The organism is Peptoniphilus grossensis ph5 (assembly GCF_000311825.1).
GTDB lineage: Bacteria > Bacillota > Clostridia > Tissierellales > Peptoniphilaceae > Peptoniphilus_A > Peptoniphilus_A hominis.
Genome location: NZ_HE978567.1, coordinates 127,392 through 143,292, shown reverse-complemented (window position 1 = coordinate 143,292; position 15,901 = coordinate 127,392). Strand labels below are relative to the sequence as shown.

Here is a 15,901-nt window from a genome sequence, read left to right as displayed (position 1 = left end):
AGGGTAGCCCCTCTTGCAAGGGGCTTTTCTTAATATTAAATTAAAAAATTAAAACTTATTTTTCATCTTCAGAAGGTTCATAAGTTTCAAGGAAAGCGTGGAAGTGACGCATTGGAAGGTTCTTGCCCTTGACTATTCTAATATTAGGAATAGTAGCACGGTCTTCGTAAAGAGCCTTTACAGCTGCAATTACATAATCCATGTGTTCCTTTGAAAGTTGACTTCTGTTTACTGCGAAACGAACTACATTGGCTACTTCAGCTTGTTGTTCTGGAGTCTTTAGGTCATATTCCATTGAGTAGTTGCCTAGTTCTGCAGTTCTAATTCCATAGCGTCTAATTAATTCAACAGAGAAACCTTGACCAGCAAAAGTTTCTGGTCCTCTCTTGTTGTCAAAAAATTCGTCCATGTTGATGTAAACACCGTGACCACCAGCAGGAAGTACAACGCCCTTTACGCCAGCCTTGTAGAAACCTTGTGCAAGGTATTCGCATTGTTTAACACGGGCATCAAGATAATCAAACTTAGCTGCTTCATAAAGACCAGCAGCAAGTGCCATAATATCTCTACCACTCATTCCACCGTAGGAGTCGTTGCCGTAGGAAGAAATTTGTTTAACCTTTAAAAGAATTCCTACATCAGTTTTAACTGAACCGTCTTCGTTAAAGTCAGAGAACTTCTTCCAGAATAAGCCCTTGTCTCTAAAGGCAAGAACGCCACCCATGTTTGCGTGTCCGTCTTTTTTAAGAGAGGCAGTAAAGCCGTCGCAATAAGAGAACATTTCCTTAGCGATTTCTGGAATTGATTTGTCAGCATAGCCATCTTCATTAACTTTTATGAAGTAAGCATTTTCTGCCCATCTTGCAGCATCAAACATATAAGGAATTTCGTATTTGTGAGCGATTCTTGAACATTCTCTCATGTTTGCCATGGAAACTGGTTGACCACATACTGTGTTGTTAGTAATAGTTGTATAAATTAGAGGAACATTTTCTGGTCCTAATTTTTCAATTAATTCTTCCAACTTTTCTGTGTCCATGTTGCCCTTAAATGGATTCTTTTCATAGTGACCATTTTCAGGAACTTCCCATAAAAGTTCTTTATTGTATAAGTTTCTTGGGATAGAGCCCATTTGCTTGATGTTTCCTTCAGTAGTGTCAAAGTGTCCATTAGAAGGAATTGTGTAAGTCTTTCCAGGTTCTCTTGCATTTAAAATATTTCTAACAAGTTCAAATAAAACAGATTCAGCTGCACGACCTTGTTGGATGATAAAAGTATTAGGTCTTTCCATTTGAGCAGATCCACCGTTAAATAGTCCACCTTCATATTCACAAAGGTAAACTTCGTTCATCATTTTTTCAACATCGTCGCAGTCAGTTCTTACAAGGTCAATAATTCTCTTTTGATCGTCGCCTCTTTCGAAGACATCTCTAAAGGTATCTAAGAGAACATAGTAGCCCTTGTTTCTTCCATAAGATTCATCACCCAAAAACATTGCAGACCATTGAACATCTGTCATGGCAGTAGTTCCTGAGTCAGATAACATATCGATAGTTAACATTCCTGCAGGGAAGGCAAATTCATTGTAGTGAGTAGCCTTAAGAGCTCTTTCTCTTTGTTCCACAGTTACATTTGGAATATTCTTTGTAACATAAGTGTAGGAATGTGGTGTAGGTACATCTAATTGATACTTTTTCATAAAAAACCTCCATATAAAAATAAAAAAAGTTATAGAGGAACCCCGGTCATCGACAAATGTCGACTAGCGGACAGTATCCCATAGAGAACCCCCGTTATCAAAATTTTAAGTTTTCTTTCTTGATGAGCGGTCAGAACTCCAAGATAATATGTATTATCTAAGAAATAGTTTACATTACCGATTTATCAAAGTCAATAATAGAAGTTTAGTGGTAAATAAATTTTTAAGGACGCTAATAATTTGAAATATTAAATTAAAAAAGTTAAAATAACTAAGAGAAATTTGGACAAAATTTTTGTAAATCTTTTAAGAGGAGAATATATGTGAAAAAGTTTTTTCAATTACTTTTTTGGCAGTCTACGGATAAATCAAACATAATATACAGGATTTTAATTCATATTTTTATAATTTTTTTAACATTATGTTGGGGATATATTATTTTAGATATTGATTTATTTAATACTCTCACAAAGGAGATACTTCTTTTATATACCTATATTAGTTTTTTATGTTTTCTTCCAACACTTTTGACTATACAAAAGTTTGGTGATAATAAGGGAAGAGTTTTATTTATTTTATATATTTTATTTAGTTATGTTGTGGCATTTATCAGTGTATTTATATTAACTTATTTTATAAAAAAAGACTTAGTTTGATGATTTAAAATCAATGATTTTAATAATATAGACAAAGAAAAACCTCTGAATTCAGAGGTTTTTCGCTTTCTTATGTTTATTTTTCAACTGATGCTGAATAATTTTTTTCTATAGAGTCGTCAAGCATCTTTGTAAATTCTTCGTCACTTTGATTTACATTAAGTCCTTCAGTTAAGGCTCTTGAATAAGATGCAATTACGCCCCTATTTTTTCTAAGCTTTTCGTTGGCTTCTTCTCTTGAGTAGCCGCCAGAAAGAGCAACAACTCTAACTGTTTGGTCAAAGTCATATAGATCTTCGTAAAGATTTTCTTTTTCAGGAAGAGTCAACTTAAACATAACATAATTTTCCTTGCCAAGTTTTTTTAGTCCTTCGATTAAATATTTTTTAAGGACTTCTTCGATTTCAGCCTTGTCCTTAGCGTGGATGTCAACTTCTGGCTCGATAATAGGAACGAAGCCAGCATTAGAAATTTTCACAGCGTAGTCAAATTGTTGGTCTACAACTTTTTTAATGGATTCTTCGTTAAGTTCCTTTACAACAGAACGCATCTTTGTGCCTAAAATATTTCTTTCTTTGGCATTTTTAAGAAGTTCGTCAAGGTGTTTGAAAGGTTTCATAAGTTGAGCCCCATCTTTTTCTTCATCAAGACCTTCGTCAATTTTTAGGATTGGAACTATGCCCTTTTCTTCCCAAAGGTAGTCGCCAGTATACTTGTCGCCAACTTTTGAATTCATTGTAACCTTAAATAAAATTGCAGCCAAAATTCTGTCAGATGTGAAAGCTTCGTTTGTTATAATTCTCTTTCTCATTTCGTGAACTAGCTTAAACATTTCTTCATCGTTGGAATACTTGTCTTCTGTAACCCCATAATTTAAAAGTGCCTTAGGTGTTGAGCCACCTGATTGGTCAAGGGCAGCTATAAAGCCTTTGCCATTTTTCATTCTATCAAATTGTTCTCTATTCATTTTTACCTCCAAAGTCTAGACTTCTAATTACTTCTAATTATATAATAAGTAGACATAGTTGACAAATGACAAATTTTGAGGTGAATATGAATTATTACGCAGTTAGAGTTGGGAGAAATCCCGGCATATATAAAACTTGGGACGAGTGCAAAAAAGAGACCATGGGCTTTAAGGGAGCAAGCTTTAAAAAATTTTCTACATTAGAAGATGCCAAGGCCTTTATTAATGAAGTTGAGGAAGAAAAAAAAGACCAGGCAGAAAGGGACGAACTCATAGTTTATGTAGACGGTTCTTATAGAAATTCTGATAAGAGTCATTCCTATGGGGTATATATGTACAATGATGAGGAGGAATATTCCTTTTCCAAAAGATTTTTTGAAGATTCAGACATGAGAAATGTATCTGGAGAAATAAAGGGCGCCATGTGTGCCATGGAAGAGGCACTTGCCCTTGGGAAGAGAAAAATTTATCTTCATTATGATTACGAAGGCATAAGGTCATGGGCTCTTGGCTTTTGGAAGACAAATAAAGAGGGAACCATAGCCTATAAAAAGTTTTATGATGACATTAAGGATAGGCTTCAAGTGAAGTTTATAAAGGTAGAGGCCCATACTGGTGTCAAGTACAACGAACTTGTGGACAAGCTTGCAAAGGAGGCAAAATGAGAAAATCTTGGGATGAATATTTTATGGAAATAACTGAAATGGTAGCGACGAGATCTACTTGCGACCGCGCCTTTGTGGGCTGCGTCCTGGTAAATTCTGACAACAGAATAATTTCCACTGGCTACAACGGTTCAGTGACAGGAAACCCTCACTGCGACGAAGTTGGTCACACTATGCGTGACGGCCACTGCATAGCAACTATTCACGCAGAGATGAATGCCCTCCTTTACTGTGCAAAGGAAGGAATTTCTGTCAAGGGCGCCAAGGCTTATGTGACACATTTTCCTTGCCTAAACTGCACAAAGGCACTTATACAAGCAGGAATCTGTGCAATTTACTACCACGAAGCCTATAGAGTTGACGATTATGCAATGGAGTTAATCGAAAAAAACAATATAAGATTAAAACAAATATAGGAGGTTAAAGATGAAAGGATTTATGGAAGAGTTTAAGGACTTTATTTCCAAGGGCAATGTCATGGACATGGCTGTGGGTGTCATTATAGGTGGTGCCTTTGGCAAAATCGTGTCAAGTCTTGTGGAAAATATTTTGATGCCACTTATTGGAATTTTACTTGGAGGCGTTAATTTTTCTGATTTGAGCGCAACGGTTGGAAATGCTGAAGTTAAATACGGTATATTTTTGCAATCCGTTTTTGATTTTTTGATTATCGCACTTGTTATTTTTATTATGATCAAACAAATCTCAAAGGTTACTGACAAATTTAAAAAAGAGGAAGAAGAAGCTGCGCCTACAGAAAAGGTGTGTCCTTTCTGCAAGTCAACTATTGCCATTGATGCTACTAGATGTCCACACTGCACATCTGAACTAGGAAGTGTAAAATGAAAAAGTGGGATTTAGTCCTTGAAGGCGGCGGAGCTAAGGGTGCTTACCAAGTTGGTGCCTATTTCGCCCTCATGGAAATGGGATTTAATTTTTCAAAAATCGTTGGCACAAGCATTGGCGCTATTAACGGTGCTATGTTCTGCCAAGGTGATGCCTATGAGTGTTTTAAAGCTTGGAAAAGTTTAGATTTATCTTCCTTTGAAAATGAAATGGAAGAAATTGATAATAATGAAGATGATGACTTGTTGGACAAGATAAGTCAATTGTTAAGGGATCGCGATATAAAAATTCCTGAGATAAAAAAATCCCCCGACCCACTATTTAGGTTAGTTGATGAATATATTGATGAAGAAAAAATAAGGAAGTCTGATATTGATTTTGGCCTCTGCACTGTCAACATCTCTGATTTTAAGGTTGAAAAATTATTTAAGAATGACATTGAAGAGGGACTTTTGAAGGATTATATAATCGCATCTTGTTACTTGCCAGTATTTAAAATGAAACCTCTTCACGGAAAGTATTATTTAGATGGTGGCTTTGCATCACAATTGCCAGTGGACATGGTTGACCAGACAGGCAGGGACGCTGTAGTTATAAGACTTCACAATACTCCGCCTAAAACTGAAATAAAGGCAAAGTATATAATAAAGCCAAATAAAAAACTTGGTTCAAGCATGGATTTTAACAAAGAAAAGGCTGACGAGCTCATAAAAACTGGCTACTTTGATGCCTTTAGAGAAGTCAAGGGATTAAGGGGAGAAGATTATTATATACATCCAGTGGAGGAAGAGGAAAGTTTAAAATATATTTACAGAATTTTAAAAGACAAGTTTGAAAATTCTGAAAATGAACTTGTGAGAAAAGTATTTGAGGAACATGTTCCAAAGCTTGCAGAGGAATTGGACTTGCCAGAAACTTTTAAATATGACGAACTTCTCTATAAGCTTCTGGAAGATGAGGCAGAAAAGAAGAAAGTGGACAGATTTAAAATTTATACTGTTGATGAACTAATGAGGGAAATAGAAAATGGATTTTAATGCTGATTTTGACTTGATGAAAATTAAAGCTAAACTTCAGAAGAAAAGTCCCATGCCTGTAGATGTGAAAAATAGATTTGCTGTCATGATTCCTCTAATAAAGAGAAAGGGAGAGATTCACCTCTTGTTTGAGAAGAGAGCCTTAACTCTTAGAAATCAGCCTGGAGAAATTTCCTTTCCAGGAGGTCGTATAGAAAAAAATGAGAGTCCCTGGGAGGCAGCCCTTAGAGAAACTTGCGAGGAACTCTTAATAGAAGAAAAAGACCTAGAAATCTATGCAGAGGGCGACTTTTTGGTCAATCCCTATGCTGCAATTATCTACACCTTCATAGGCGAAATTAAAAAAGATTTTTTCGAAATCAATCCATCAAGGGCAGAAGTGGAAAGTATTTTTACAGTGCCACTAAAGTTTTTTATGGAGACTGAGCCAAAAACCTACACCATAAATTTAAAGGTCAATAGGAGTGAGGACTTCCCCTACCACTTGATCCCCAATGGCGAAAATTATAAATTTAAAAGGGGAAGGGAAGAGGTACTTTTCTATGATTATAAGGGTCAAATCATCTGGGGCTTTACTGCAAAAATGGCGAGAAGGTTTGTGGAAAGGATAAGCCTTTAGACTCAATAAAATTTTGTACATATAATGTTCAAAAATTTTATTAAGCACAACAAAAGAAAAAAATTTTTGCAAAAAATGAAAAATTTAAGGGATTTTTTATAAAAAAGGATAAAAAAGTAAAATTAATTTGTAACATAAATGTAATATTTCTTTTTCAAGCTCTAAATTTCAAGCTTTAGAGCTTTTTTTATTTTTGTTGGAAAATATATACAAATAATACAAATTCAGAAATGGCTAAATATTAGGACTTGTGACAAGAATTACAAATTGGTTACAAAAAATTGACAAATCAAGTTTTTTCTATTATACTTTTATGAGGTTAGAAGAGGTTACAAAATCGTAACAATATTTACAACTTTGTAACGTTATGGAGGTAATATAGTTGAATAGAAAAAACATTTTTCGAAATGCGAAATTTATTTTGATTGTCCTAGCTCTTGTGTCTGTACTTACAATGGGTTTTAGCACAGCTCTAGGAAATGATGTAGAATTAAATATTGATGGAAAGACAAAGACAGTTTTTACATATGAAAAAACTGTAGGTGACTTCTTAGAAAAGGAAGGCATTGTACTTAAAAATAAGGACCTAGTTAGTCCAAGCCTTGATAAAGCAATTGATAAGGATATGAAGATTGTTATTTCTTCTCCAAAATCTTATCATATTAAAGACGGCAAAAAGACTCTTATAGCTGAAGCAAGTGGTTACACAGTTGCCGATGTTCTTGACAACCTAGACATTAAGTTAAACAAACTTGACAGAGTTTCTCTTCCTCTTGACGAAATTGCAAAAGAGGGCATGGAAATTAAAATCGATAGAGTTGTAGTTGAAAACCTTGAAAATAAAATAGAAATTCCTTTTGAAACAGAAAGTCGCGAAAACAAAGACATGTTTGAAGGAGAAAAGAAGGTAATCACTAAGGGTGAAGTTGGACAAAAGACTGAAAGCCTAAAGAACACTTATGTAAATGGCGTTCTTGAAACTACTGAAGTTTTAAAAAGTGAAATTACAAAGGATCCAGTTAAGGAAGTTGTAGAAGTTGGAACTAAAAAGGGAACAGTAGCTCCTAATGGAAAAGATGCAAAGAGAGTAATAGTAATGCAAGCTACAGCTTATGATCCAACAGCTGGCTCAAAAACAGCCATGGGAACTCGTGCAAGAGTTGGCGCAGTTGCCGTTGACCCTAAGGTTATTCCACTTGGTTCAAAACTTTATATAGAATCAATGGACGGTTTCGCAAGTTATGGATATGCAACAGCAGAAGATACTGGTGGAGCAATTAAGGGCAACAGAATTGATTTATATTACAACTCAAATGCTGAGGCAAATAGGTTCGGCAGAAGAAATGTAAAAGTTTATGTATTAGACTAATTAAGGTCCTGGCAACAGGACTTTTTTTATTGGGAAAATTTTTGAATTTTTAATAGTTTGTGGGAGATTCCTTTAGAAACTTACAAAAAATTTCACCGAAATTAAAAAGCTAAGAAAAAATAAAATTTTAAAAAATAAAGCTTCACCATTTAAAAGAACTTTTATTTACTTTATAATATATATGAGGATGATTTTATGAAATTAATTGAACATGAACTCGTCGATAGATATATTTATTATTTGCAAAGATACATCCCCTATGACAAGCAAAAGGATGCCAGGGATGATTTTTTAGAAATTTTAAAAGATAGACTTCCCGAAATTTATAGGGAAGATGACATAAAAAAAGAATTAAATAGAATGGGTAATCCCTACGAATTTGCCAGTGCTTATACTGAGGGGGGAAACTTTCTTATAAGTGGCAAGAATTATGAAATTTTTGTCGCCTTCTTGAAGATGCTTTCTGTTTCAGCCCTAATTGGAATAATTTTATTTATTTTCAATTACTTCAACAGATTTGTCAGCGCAAATTTATTTGACCTACTAAAGAGTCTAGTCATTAGCATTTTTATCTTGAGCCTACTTCCTTCATGGATTTGTGAAAAAATTAAGACCAAAAAAATTTTAAAGGCACTTACAGAGGATTGGGACATAGATAATCTTTACGAGACTAAGGATTTTAAAATTGAAAAGTATGAAATTGCACTACACTTAGTGACTTTTTCAATGTATTTTATGCTTCAGACTTATATAATCACTACCAGCATAAATATTTCCATTGTCACTTACACCTTTATAATGTTTTTATTTTTTATAAATGTGCTTAGCGACAACTTAAAGCTTTCAGAAAACACAATCGTCTCAAAGGTAATGTATCTGGAATACTTTGTAGATATTTTTACAATCATCAGTTTTATTATTATGACGAATCACTTTATCCCAAAGGTATTTATCATAAAGGTAATAATGCTAATGAGTGTGATTAATTTAATTTTAAACACTTACAATATTTCTAAGAGCAAAAATATTTTGCTATCGCGAAAAAAGAGAAAGAAAAATAAGCACAAGAGAAGAAATAAAAAAGACAGAGAAAACTCTTAGAGTATCCCTGTCTTTTTTTCGTAAAAAAATTTTTATGCTAGGTTTTCCTTTAAATATTTAATAATATCTAGTGATTCATAAAGAGGCTCTTCACCAATGAATAGACATGGCACTTGTTTTTTGCCACCCTTTTCAATCAAATACTCTCGAGCTTCTTTGTCCTTGTCGATATTTTTTATTTCTACAGAGTCAATGCCATTATCTGCCATAAAGGATTCAACTTTTTTGCAGAAAGGACAAACTGTTCCTACATAAAGTGTTAATTTTTCCATAATATCCCTCCAAAATAGATTTACCCAATTAATGACAAAGAAAACAAGGGCAGTATTTAAAAAACAGCCATTTTTTGATATAATAACATAGATTCGAGGTGATATTGTGGGATTTTTTGACAGTCTCGATGGCAATGTAGATGAAATTATGGAAAATTTAAACTATTTGAAGAAAAAAATTGTAAGTGAATCACAGGAAATTAAGAAGACGGCAAGGCTAAAGTACGAAATTTTAAATGAAGAGAGAAAGTTATCTGAACTCTTTGAAGCCCTTGGTCGCCATGAATACAGTCTTTTAAAGGGCAGTCAATCAGAGCTTGATGTTGATGAGACCTTGAGAGAAATTGAAAGGCACAGTGCAAGGATCTCTTCCCTAAAAATGGGTCTTGATGTAAGAGACAGTTCTGGTCTTATTTTTACAAGTGATTCTGAAAGTAAGCTAGATAAAAATTTAGGCGAAGATGACTTTTCTGGACTTTATATTGAAAAAGATTTTGGAAAAGAAAATAATTCAAATAATGATGAAGGATCCATAATTTTTATAGAAGAAGATGAAGATGAAAGTAGATAAAAATTTTATTGATATAGATGGAATTAAAACTGCATATATTAAGAGAGAGGGCGGCGACAAAGTGGCTGTAATTCTCCATGGATGGGGCGCATATATTGAATCAATTATGCCGATTTTTAATGCCATTCCAGAATCCTACACAGTCTATGCCTACGATGCTCCAGGCTTTGGCGATTCTGATAACCCAAAAGAAGTCATGGGGACCTACGATTATTATGAATTTCTCTTAAAATTTTTAGAGATCTTTAATATAAAGAAGGCGACCTTTATCGGTCACTCCTTTGGTGGCAAGACATTAACCATTCTAGGGGCAAGAAATAAGGACTTAATAGACAAGCTTGTAATAATTGATGCATCGGGAGTTCTTCCCAAGAGAAAGCTTTCTTATTACACCAAGGTCTACTCCTTTAAGGCGGCAAAAAAATTATATATGCTGACTCATGGTAACAATGAAGAAGCCATGGAAAAGTTTTACAAAAACCGCGGCTCTGACGACTATCAGGCAGCAGATGGAATTATGCGCAAGTGCTTCGTAAAAGTTGTAAATGAATCTACAAGAGAAGAGTTTAAAAACATTGAGGCAGAGACCCTTCTCATTTGGGGAGATAGGGACGAGGCAACGCCCCTTTACATGGGTAAGATTTTTGAAGAAGAGATAAAAAATTCTGGACTTGTGGTCTTAGAAGATGCAGGTCACTATTCTTACCTAGACAAGTTTTCGCAATTTAGCGCAGTTATTAATTCATTTTTAGATTAGGAGATTTACATGGAATATTTTTTGGCGAGATTACCAATTTACTTAATAGATTTTGTAGTTATTTGCCTGGCCCTATATTATTCTCTAATTAGGAGCAATTTTCCCATTCACATGCTTCAATTAGAGGGCTACGACAATGATGAATACAAGACATTTTTAAAAAACAACAGGGAAAAGATGAATAAGCTTGTCTATAAGCCTGAGAAAAATCAAAAGACTCCCCTAGTTTGGACTGACAGGGCAAAGAGACTTTTAAAGAAGCATAAGCTTGTAAATGACCTTACTTTTATTCTTATAGTTATTATTTCACTGGTCCTATTTGATATAACAAAGTCCTATGTCATTTCAGGTCTTGCGACTTTAGTCCTTTCCTTTTTGACATATTTCTACCAATATAGACTTTTGATACTTTCTAACAAGTGGGCAAAGCCTACTGAAGATAAGATAAACATGGGCTTTTACACTTCTGCCCAAGAAAAAATAAAAAAATTCAAAAAAGAAAATGACTTAAAGGTCCTTGGCATAACAGGTTCCTTTGGCAAGACTTCTGTAAAATTTATATCTGACACAATTTTATCTGAGGGACTAAGGGTCAAGAACACGCCATCTTCCTTTAACACACCTATGGGCCTTTCAAAAATTATAAATAACGAGCTTGAAAGTGACAGGGAAGTTTTTATTGCAGAACTTGGAGCCAAAGTGCCAGGAGAAATTCACGAAGTAGCACAGCTTGTCCAACCAGACATTGGAATAATTACAGCCATTGGACCAACTCACATGCACCTCTTTAAGACTATCGAAAACATTAAAAAGACTAAGTACGAGTTAATCGAAGATCTGCCTGAAGATGGAATTGCAATTTTTAACTACGACAACGACTATGTAAAACCCCTTGCAGACAAGACTAAAAAGAAGACTTATAGGTACGGCACAAGAGATTTTGACAAGCTAGATGTCTATGCTGATGAAATAAAAGTAAATGAGGAAGGCTCCGAATTTACCCTACACATTAAAGATGTGGGAGAAATTAAATGCGAAACTAGGCTTCTTGGTCTTCACAATATTTCAAACCTGCTTGCGGCGGCAACTGCAGCCCATGTCCTTGGACTTAGCCTAGAAGAAATTCAAAGGGGCATGAAAAAAGTTGAGCCAGTGGAACACAGGCTTTCACTTATTCCATCAACTAATGGCACAATAATAATTGACGATGCCTTTAATTCCAATCCTGTAGGCTTTAGGGCAGCTCTTGATGTACTAAGAGAATTTAAGGACCATAGAAAGATTATAATTACGCCGGGCATGGTTGAACTTGGCGACATGGAAGAAGAAGAAAATAGAAAAATAGGCGAAGTCATGGCAGATGTCATAGATTTTCCAATTTTAGTTGGGAAAAAGAGAACTATGCCAATTTACCAAGGCTTAAAAAATAAAAATTTTAATGAAGATAATATTTATAGGGTGTCTTCACTAGCAGAAGCTACTGAAGTCTTAGCAAAGATTTCCTTGCCGGGAGATGTCGTTCTCTTTGAAAATGACCTACCTGACAACTACAATGAGGAGTGAAAAAATGGAAAATATAGGAGTAATCTTCGGAGGAAGATCCGTTGAACACGAAGTTTCTGTTATAACAGGAATGCAAATTATTGAAAATATGGATAAGACTAAGTACAATCCTATTCCAATTTATATTACAAAGAGCGGCAAATTTCTATCTGGCGAAAGTTTAAAAAACTTTAAGGCCTACAAGAACCAAGACTTTCATGATGGAGTTGAAGTTTTCTTTAAACCAATTTATGGCGACAAAAATCTTTACTGCGTGAAACACAATGAAAAGAAATTATTTAAGGCAGAATATGATTCTGTTGAAGTTTACCAAAAAATTGACGCAATATTTTTTGCCCTTCACGGAACTTTTGGTGAAGATGGATGTACCCAAGGACTTTTTGAACTTATGGGCATGCCTTACACTGGCTGTGGCGTAATGTCTGCTGCTGTGGGCATGGACAAGGTTGTAATGAGAAAAGTTTTTGAATCAGAAAATATTCCCATGACAAAATACAAGTATTTTTACAAAGATGAACTCAAAAATTTACAAAATATTGTTGAAAAGTGCAAGGATTTGAAATATCCTCTATTTGTAAAGCCAGCAAATTTAGGTTCCTCTATTGGAATTTCAAGAGTGGAAAATGCCCTTGACCTTTCAAAGGCCCTTGAAGTTGCTGCCCATTACGACAGAAAAATAATCGTGGAAGAAGCAGTGGTAAACCCAAGAGAAATAAATGTGGCAGTCCTAGGTTATGAAGATGACCTAAAAGTTTCTGCAGCAGAAGAACCTCTTGGCTTTAAAGATCTTTTGAAGTACGAAGACAAGTATGTTTCTGGCTCAAAGGGAGCAAAGTCTTCACAAAAGCATCAAAACAAAAAGCTTCCAGCTGACCTCACACCAGAACTTGAAAAAGAAATTAAAGACCTTGCCAAGAAAAGTTTTAGGGCAATTGACGGAGCAGGCGTTGCAAGAATTGACTTTTTAGTTGATGGCGATGTGGCTTATGTAAATGAAATCAACACCCTTCCAGGGTCCATTGCCTTTTACCTCTATGAAGTAGAGGGCTTAAAGATTAAGGATTTAATCACAAGATTAATTGAACTTGGTCATGAGAGATACAATGAAAGGGCAGAAAACAGCTATTCCATCGATTCAAACTTATTTAATATGACAAGTTATGGAGCAAAGATTTAATGATTAAAGAAAAGATTTTAGAAATTATCGAAAAGACAACACCAAGGTCAAAAGAGGAACTCCTTAAATTATTTAAAATTAAAAATAAAGAGAAGAAGCAGTTTTTGAAAATAATTGAAGAACTAGAAAATGAGGGACTTATTTTTGAAGACAGCAGAAAAAAATATAGATTTGTAGATAATGACAAATTCTTTTATGGGAAACTTCAAACAAATGCCAAGGGTTTTGGATTTTTGATTACTGAAAATCTTGACGAAGACATTTATATATCAAAAAATAATTTAAACTTCGCACTAAATGGCGACGAAGTCATTGTGAGAAGGTATAAAGATTCCTTTGGCGACAAGCCAGAGGGAAAGGTCCTTGCCATAGTAAAGAGGGTGAACACAAAATTTGTTGGCATCTTTCAAGACAAGAGGGACTTTGGTTTTGTAATCACTGACGAGAGCAAAATGGCAATGGACATCTACATTCCAAAGAAAAAAATTAATGGAGCAAGAAATGGTCAAAAGGTAGTTGTAAAAATCGAGAAGTGGCCAGAGGCAAATAAAAAACCAGAAGGGCGGGTTCTAGAAATTTTAGGCTATCCAGAAGACCCCCATGTAGACATAATGTCTGTGGCAGCAGGTCTTGACCTACCCATGGAATTTAACAGGGCAGCCCTAGCTGAGGCAAAGAGCCTGCCACAAGAAGTAACTGCTGATGATATAAAGGGAAGGCGGGACTTTAGAGACCTACTAACTTTTACCATTGACGGGGCAGACTCAAAGGACTTTGACGATGCTATCTCCCTTGAAATTACAAAGAAGGGATCTTATCTCTTAGGCGTTCACATTGCAGATGTGGCTCACTATGTAGAAGAGTTTGGCGCCCTTGACGAGGAGGCCTTCAAGAGGGGCAACTCAGTCTATTTGTTAAACAAGGTAATACCAATGCTACCCCTTGAACTTTCCAATGGCATATGCTCCCTTAATGAGGGCGTAGATAGGCTTACCCTATCAGTTATGGCAGAGATAAATAAAGAGGGCGATGTTGTAAAATATGAAATCTGTGAATCTGTTATAAATTCAAGTAAAAGACTGGTTTACGAAAATGTATCTGACTACTTAGAAAAGGGAGTCCTTCACGAATCTATAAAGGGACTGGAAAAAACACTGGACAAGATGTATGAGCTCTCAAAAATCTTGCAAAAGAAGAGAGAAGAGGGCGGCGCCATTGACTTTGACATACCAGAAGTTGTAATTGAAGTTGACGATAGAGGTTGGCCACAAAATATTCACAAGAGAGACAGAAGATCAGCCAACAAACTCATCGAAGACTTTATGCTTACAGCCAATGTCTGCGTGGCAAGGGAATATTTTTTCAAGCATATTCCTTTCTTATATAGAATCCACGAAAGACCTAAGGAAGAAAAAATTTCTGAACTTAATACCTACCTAAGGCCTCTTGGCTACATGATTAACTTTGACGAAAAAGTTCAGCCAAAAGATGTGCAAAAAGTTCTTGAAAAGGCAAAGGGCTCTAAGGAAGAGATGTTTATCTCTACTATGACCCTTCGCTCCATGACAAAGGCAAGGTATTCTGAAATAAATGACATTCACTTTGGCCTAGCCTTTGATTATTATTCACACTTTACATCTCCCATAAGAAGATATGCAGATTTGACAATTCACAGAATTATAAAGAAATACCTAAAGGGCAAACTCTCTGGTGGAGAAATTAAAAATTTAAAGGTCATCTTGCCAGAGATAGCAGAGCAAGTTTCAAGGACAGAAAAAATTGCTCAAGAGGCAGAAAGACAAGTCCAAGACATAAAAATGGCAGAGTACATGTCAGAGCGTCTTGGAGAAAGATACACTGGCAGGGTCTCTAGCATTACAAGCTTTGGAATTTTTGTGGAACTAGACAATTTAGTAGAAGGCCTTGTAAGCTACAGGTCCATGGAGGGCTACTACGAATTTGATGTAGACCACTACAAGGCTGTAGACTATGAGACAAAAAATGAGTTCCACATAGGCGACCAAGTAGAGATCCAAGTTGTAAGCGTGGACTTAAATATGGGAAATATTGATTTTAAATTAGTAGGTGATGAAGATGAGTAAAGAAAAAGACAATGCAATAGCTAATAACAAAAAGGCAAGCCATCTTTATTTTATCGAGGACACTTATGAAGCTGGCATAGAACTTTTTGGCACAGAAGTTAAATCAATTAGAGCAGGGCAGGTAAATATAAAAGATTCCTACTGCGACATAAATAAGGGCGAGATCTTCGTCTACGGCATGCACATCTCTCCCTATGAGCAGGGAAATATACACAATGTTGATCCCATGAGGAAGAGAAAACTTTTGATGCACAAAAATGAAATTCTCCGCTTGGAAAAAGTTAAGACCCAAGATGGCTACACAATTATTCCCTTAAAGGTTTACCTAACTCGTGGAAAGGTAAAGGTCCTAATTGCCAAGGCAAGGGGTAAAAAACTTTGGGACAAGAGGGAGACAATGAAGAAAAAAGAAGTGGACAAAAAACTTCGCCAGGCTACAATGTATTAAAAAATAAAAATAAAATTTATTAGAGAACGCTCAGTTATGGGCGTTTTTATTT

At 35.3% G+C, this 15,901-nt stretch carries 16 protein-coding genes; 13 read left to right on the top strand and 3 right to left on the bottom strand.

What is annotated here, in order from left to right; genetic code table 11:
* Positions 1-55: 55 nt before the first annotated feature.
* A complete protein-coding gene (locus tag HGPG_RS04970) occupies positions 56-1,699 on the bottom strand; it encodes a tryptophanase (RefSeq protein WP_019124962.1) in 1,644 nt (547 codons plus the stop codon).
* 732 nt (positions 1,700-2,431) lie between these two features.
* On the bottom strand, positions 2,432-3,322 hold the full coding sequence (locus HGPG_RS04960; protein WP_019124960.1) for a fructose bisphosphate aldolase: 891 nt from the start codon (positions 3,320-3,322) through the stop codon (positions 2,432-2,434).
* Between the two features lie 86 nt (positions 3,323-3,408).
* Between HGPG_RS04960 and HGPG_RS04955 the strand changes: the two genes are divergently transcribed.
* From HGPG_RS04955 to HGPG_RS04925, 7 genes are all read left to right on the top strand, one after another.
* A complete protein-coding gene (locus HGPG_RS04955) occupies positions 3,409-3,987 on the top strand; it encodes a ribonuclease H1 domain-containing protein (RefSeq protein ID WP_019124959.1) in 579 nt (192 codons plus the stop codon).
* Positions 3,984-4,403 carry a deoxycytidylate deaminase gene (locus HGPG_RS04950; protein WP_019124958.1) on the top strand — a complete coding sequence of 140 codons (420 nt, stop codon included), beginning with the start codon at positions 3,984-3,986 and terminating at the stop codon, positions 4,401-4,403. The genes HGPG_RS04955 and HGPG_RS04950 overlap by 4 nt, the downstream gene beginning before the upstream one ends.
* A 10-nt stretch (positions 4,404-4,413) precedes the next feature.
* Complete coding sequence (gene mscL / locus HGPG_RS04945) at positions 4,414-4,833, top strand: large conductance mechanosensitive channel protein MscL (protein ID WP_019124957.1); 420 nt, start codon at positions 4,414-4,416, stop codon at positions 4,831-4,833.
* A complete protein-coding gene (locus HGPG_RS04940) occupies positions 4,830-5,870 on the top strand; it encodes a patatin-like phospholipase family protein (protein WP_019124956.1) in 1,041 nt (346 codons plus the stop codon). The genes mscL and HGPG_RS04940 overlap by 4 nt, the downstream gene beginning before the upstream one ends.
* A complete protein-coding gene (locus tag HGPG_RS04935; protein ID WP_019124955.1) occupies positions 5,860-6,489 on the top strand; it encodes an NUDIX hydrolase in 630 nt (209 codons plus the stop codon). Before HGPG_RS04940 ends, HGPG_RS04935 begins: the two co-directional genes overlap by 11 nt.
* Before the next feature lie 382 nt (positions 6,490-6,871).
* Positions 6,872-7,858: a resuscitation-promoting factor gene (locus tag HGPG_RS04930; RefSeq protein ID WP_019124954.1), complete on the top strand. Its 987-nt coding sequence runs from the start codon at positions 6,872-6,874 to the stop codon at positions 7,856-7,858.
* A 195-nt stretch (positions 7,859-8,053) separates the two neighbouring features.
* Complete coding sequence (locus HGPG_RS04925; protein WP_019124953.1) at positions 8,054-8,959, top strand: hypothetical protein; 906 nt, start codon at positions 8,054-8,056, stop codon at positions 8,957-8,959.
* Between the two features lie 32 nt (positions 8,960-8,991).
* Here HGPG_RS04925 and HGPG_RS04920 read toward each other — a convergent pair whose 3' ends face one another.
* On the bottom strand, positions 8,992-9,231 hold the full coding sequence (locus HGPG_RS04920) for a glutaredoxin family protein (protein ID WP_019124952.1): 240 nt from the start codon (positions 9,229-9,231) through the stop codon (positions 8,992-8,994).
* 106 nt (positions 9,232-9,337) lie between these two features.
* Here HGPG_RS04920 and HGPG_RS04915 point away from each other — a divergent pair, with 106 nt between their 5' ends.
* From HGPG_RS04915 to smpB, 6 genes are read left to right on the top strand one after another with little or no spacing between them, the layout of a single operon-like run.
* The gene (locus tag HGPG_RS04915) at positions 9,338-9,802 is read left to right on the top strand and encodes a hypothetical protein (protein ID WP_019124951.1); all 465 of its coding nucleotides are present in this window, start codon (positions 9,338-9,340) and stop codon (positions 9,800-9,802) included.
* Entirely contained in the window at positions 9,789-10,559 is a 771-nt protein-coding gene (locus HGPG_RS04910; RefSeq protein ID WP_019124950.1) for an alpha/beta fold hydrolase, read from the top strand. Before HGPG_RS04915 ends, HGPG_RS04910 begins: the two co-directional genes overlap by 14 nt.
* 9 nt (positions 10,560-10,568) lie before the next feature.
* Positions 10,569-12,122 (top strand): UDP-N-acetylmuramoyl-tripeptide--D-alanyl-D-alanine ligase, encoded by a 1,554-nt coding sequence (locus HGPG_RS04905; protein ID WP_019124949.1) that lies wholly within the window; start codon positions 10,569-10,571, stop codon positions 12,120-12,122.
* Between the two features lie 4 nt (positions 12,123-12,126).
* The gene (locus tag HGPG_RS04900) at positions 12,127-13,299 is read left to right on the top strand and encodes a D-alanine--D-alanine ligase family protein (RefSeq protein WP_019124948.1); all 1,173 of its coding nucleotides are present in this window, start codon (positions 12,127-12,129) and stop codon (positions 13,297-13,299) included.
* A complete protein-coding gene (gene rnr / locus HGPG_RS04895; RefSeq protein WP_019124947.1) occupies positions 13,299-15,401 on the top strand; it encodes a ribonuclease R in 2,103 nt (700 codons plus the stop codon). The genes HGPG_RS04900 and rnr overlap by 1 nt, the downstream gene beginning before the upstream one ends.
* Positions 15,394-15,849, top strand: coding sequence for an SsrA-binding protein SmpB (gene smpB / locus HGPG_RS04890; protein WP_019124946.1), 456 nt, complete (start codon positions 15,394-15,396; stop codon positions 15,847-15,849). The genes rnr and smpB overlap by 8 nt, the downstream gene beginning before the upstream one ends.
* The last annotated feature ends 52 nt before the right edge of the window (positions 15,850-15,901 follow it).

Coding starts and splice junctions, on each gene's coding strand:
- HGPG_RS04970 (WP_019124962.1), bottom strand. CDS start 1,699: ATGAAAAAGTATCAATTAGATGTACCTACACCACATTCCTACACTTAT.
- HGPG_RS04960 (WP_019124960.1), bottom strand. CDS start 3,322: ATGAATAGAGAACAATTTGATAGAATGAAAAATGGCAAAGGCTTTATA.
- HGPG_RS04955 (WP_019124959.1), top strand. CDS start 3,409: ATGAATTATTACGCAGTTAGAGTTGGGAGAAATCCCGGCATATATAAA.
- HGPG_RS04950 (WP_019124958.1), top strand. CDS start 3,984: ATGAGAAAATCTTGGGATGAATATTTTATGGAAATAACTGAAATGGTA.
- mscL (WP_019124957.1), top strand. CDS start 4,414: ATGAAAGGATTTATGGAAGAGTTTAAGGACTTTATTTCCAAGGGCAAT.
- HGPG_RS04940 (WP_019124956.1), top strand. CDS start 4,830: ATGAAAAAGTGGGATTTAGTCCTTGAAGGCGGCGGAGCTAAGGGTGCT.
- HGPG_RS04935 (WP_019124955.1), top strand. CDS start 5,860: ATGGATTTTAATGCTGATTTTGACTTGATGAAAATTAAAGCTAAACTT.
- HGPG_RS04925 (WP_019124953.1), top strand. CDS start 8,054: ATGAAATTAATTGAACATGAACTCGTCGATAGATATATTTATTATTTG.
- HGPG_RS04920 (WP_019124952.1), bottom strand. CDS start 9,231: ATGGAAAAATTAACACTTTATGTAGGAACAGTTTGTCCTTTCTGCAAA.
- HGPG_RS04910 (WP_019124950.1), top strand. CDS start 9,789: ATGAAAGTAGATAAAAATTTTATTGATATAGATGGAATTAAAACTGCA.
- HGPG_RS04905 (WP_019124949.1), top strand. CDS start 10,569: ATGGAATATTTTTTGGCGAGATTACCAATTTACTTAATAGATTTTGTA.
- HGPG_RS04900 (WP_019124948.1), top strand. CDS start 12,127: ATGGAAAATATAGGAGTAATCTTCGGAGGAAGATCCGTTGAACACGAA.
- rnr (WP_019124947.1), top strand. CDS start 13,299: ATGATTAAAGAAAAGATTTTAGAAATTATCGAAAAGACAACACCAAGG.
- smpB (WP_019124946.1), top strand. CDS start 15,394: ATGAGTAAAGAAAAAGACAATGCAATAGCTAATAACAAAAAGGCAAGC.